We start from the raw sequence: 3,382 nt of genomic DNA on the forward strand, positions 1-3,382 counted from the left end.
CTATGTAGCGAGTTGGTGTTTGTTGAGTGTCTGGACAGCGCTGAGACCTTACGATCTCGGGTCCATTCTGGCACGTCGTGCAAATATGCGTTTTGATGCGAAGAAAAAGTGCTAAGCCAAAGGAATTACTAATGATACTCTCTATCCGAGCAGCAAGAGGGCTCAGCACAACCGCCCTCAAACAACAGGAGACTGGCTCTGCCGCAACTGCTTCCGGAAGATCTTTCCCAGATAGTCTCGGGTGATCCCGAAGAGCTGGATGTTCATCTCCAGCTTGTCCAGCGTGACGTGTCCTTGAAAGACTGTGTTGCCCGTCTCCATTGTCACTGTCTGACTGTGGACGGGAACGGGCGCATCAAGCCGGAGCGTCTTGCAGAATTCATGCGCAATTCCATCATTGACTACGCTGTCCCGAAATCACGGCTGGATGCCGCGCGCGCGCGGGATGCGAAGTTTAAGTCTGGAAGCGCAGTTGCTGCGCTACACCACGAGGCAATTGGTACATTTACGGATCTTGCCAATACCGGAGAGGGTGGAGAGATGCTGCTGTTCCTCCTTGCCGAACGCTTCCTCAAAGTGCCTCAAGTGCTATGTAAAATGGACCTGAAGACCGACTCTCACATGCATTACCATGGTGCTGACGGCGTCTACGCTTCTGTAAATAAAGATGGCTTGCTAAAACTTTTCTGGGGTGAATCGAAGGTTTACGGTGACCCAACTGCGGCCATAAGAGATTGCCTTGCGTCACTTGCCCCGTTCCTCGTGGAGATTGACCACGAAGGCGCTGATCGCGAGCGCGACCTCATGCTCCTCAACGACAAAGCCGACCTGAGCGACCCAGGGCTTACAGCGGCATTCCGGAAGTATTTCGACCGGACATCACCGCTATCGAACAGGGTCGAATATTGCGGCATCGCGCTTATTGCATTTGATGCGGATTTCTATCCGAAAGATGATGCCAAGTGCAGTGCGAAGGACATTCTTGAAGCGGCGAGTGATGAATTGGAGAAGTGGGCGAAGAATATAAAGAACAGGCTCTCGGTAGAGAAGCTCGACAAGTTCGATATTCAGCTCTTCTGCGTACCTTTACCTTCCGTAGATGGGTTTCGCGCGTCGTTCCTTAAAGCATTGGGTATCGGAAAATGAAGGATACCGAACTCTTTGATTGGTTGACGGGTGAGGCGCTTCGCGATGATATCGTCAAGCTGGTTCAGATTACGGTGGCGACCGAGATAACAAATCTGGACGAAGGTAAAAAGTTCACCGACCCCGAAAATAGCTTTGATTGGCCACTTCTACTCCTGGCCGGAAGCCTTCTGGCGAAATCAGTTGAGCGGGCGCATCAGGAGGCGGCTTTACGGATCGCTACCGCTGCGCTCACGCTCGAAACGTCACCTAAAGTGCGGGATGCGGGGGCTGTCATTCTTGAAAAGCTGTCCAACCACCGATCCGTGGAGCTTGCAATACAGCGAGACCGGATCGCTCCGGACCTTGAGGGTAGACTTGGTGTGTCGATGCGCCTTGAAGCCAACAGAAGGCGTTTCGAGGACTCGATTCTTCTAGAATCGAGCGGAAAATGGATAGCCGTCAACGACTTTCAGAGAGAACTATGGTCGGGCGCTTCATCTGGAACGGGCTGGCTTTCAGCGTCCGCGCCAACGGCGTCCGGAAAGACATACTTGGTTTTGCAATGGCTGCTCGACCACATTCGCACGAACAAAGCTAAGATCGCCGTTTTTCTCGCTCCAACTCGAGCTCTGGTGAGTGAGATTGAACTCAGTCTGAAGGAGTTATCCCGATCAGATGCCGGCTTAGAGATTACCTCGCTACCGCTGACAGATGTGTACCTGTCCTCCACGGCAGGAGACAAGAAAGCCGTTTTCGTGTTCACACAGGAACGTCTGCATCTCCTCGCTAACCTCCTTGGCGAGAACTTCGGCGTAGACCTTCTTATTGTCGACGAGGCGCACAAGATTGGAGACAATCAAAGGGGTGTGATACTACAAGATGCAATCGAGCGGGTTTCACGGCGGAACCCGAAAATGAAGGTCGTGTTTGTCAGTCCTTCGACGCAAAACCCCGGGGAACTCCTTCAGGATGCGCCGGAGGATATGCAAATATCCTCGGTCGATAGTGATATGCCGACCGTTCTGCAAAACGTGATCCTGGCCGAGCAAGTGCCGCGGAAGCCGAAGGAGTGGTCGCTGGATCTAGTCTGGCGTGATTCAACCATACCACTTGGCACTCTCAAGCTATCAAGCAAGCCCGCGGGTCTTAGGAAGAGATTGGCATTCATTGCCGCAGCGGCCGGTGGGCGTGGCGGCACACTGGTTTATTGCAACGGCGCGGCCGAGGCGGAGGAGGTGGCACTCCTCATTAGCCAGTTGGAAGGGACGCAGAAGACTGACGATCAGGAACTGCTTGACCTGGCCGATCTGGCTCGCAAAGGGGTGCACCGCAACTATCAGCTCGCACCACTCGTAGAACGTGGTGTCGCATTTCACTATGGAAACATGCCCTCTCTCATACGAACCGAGATTGAGAGGCTCTTCCGAAGCGGTAAGATAAGGTTCCTTGCTTGCACCTCAACGCTGATCGAGGGGGTAAATCTTTCATGCAGGACCATAGTTGTACGGGGTCCCAGGAAGGGCCGTGGGAACCCGATGGAACCGCACGACTTCTGGAATCTCGCGGGGCGGGCCGGTCGTTGGGGAAGCGAATTCCAAGGCAATATCATCTGTATCGATCCAAAGGATGACAAAGCTTGGCCCGTCGGTGTGCCGAAGCGCTCGCGCTATCCGATCAAGAGAGAGACTGACGCGGTTTTATCGTCCGCCGATGAGTTGGCAGAGTATCTGGAGAATAGGAACATTGATTCTCTAGCCGATCTGACACAAGGCGAGGAGTACGAACAGGTCGGCGCCTACCTGCTTAATACCTACCTTCGCCTTGGTACGCTTTCCGATGCCGCATTTGCCAAGCGGCACTCTGCAGATACGCTCCGTAAGCTCGACAAAAGCCTCGAGAGCATCTCGGCCCTAATTAGTATCCCGCAGGACATTCTTGTCCGGCACCCTGGTGTTAGCGCGGTGGGTCTGCAGCGTTTGCTGGAGGTTTTTCGAAAGTATGAGGGCAATATCGAAAATCTGCTACTTGCGCCCTCGGAGAGCGTTGATGCTTATGACCGATATGTCACGGTTATGCGGCGGATCAACGCAAATCTGTACCCGGTCTTCGTACCTGACAGCCTAATTCGTTCACCCTGAACAAAGTGCTCGGGCTGCGACGATGGTGTGATGGCGGCGCTGCAGGTCAGTTTCGGCCGCCCACAGGGCAGTGACGATCCAGGCAAGCCAAGTCCTGAGGTGGGCCAGGATCTTGC

The 3,382-nt window shown here is 54.0% G+C and carries 1 protein-coding gene and 1 pseudogene; both read left to right on the forward strand.

Features of this window, described 5'->3' with window-relative positions:
• The first annotated feature begins 231 nt into the window (after positions 1 to 231).
• Positions 232 to 1,146: a DUF1837 domain-containing protein gene (locus tag K1Y02_26220; GenBank protein MBX7259879.1), complete on the forward strand. Its 915-nt coding sequence runs from the start codon at positions 232 to 234 to the stop codon at positions 1,144 to 1,146.
• Between the two features lie 434 nt (positions 1,147 to 1,580).
• Positions 1,581 to 3,254 (forward strand): annotated as a pseudogene (locus K1Y02_26225) (DEAD/DEAH box helicase).
• Positions 3,255 to 3,382: the final 128 nt, after the last annotated feature.

This window comes from Candidatus Hydrogenedentota bacterium (genome assembly GCA_019695095.1).
Classification (GTDB): domain Bacteria; phylum Hydrogenedentota; class Hydrogenedentia; order Hydrogenedentales; family SLHB01; genus JAIBAQ01.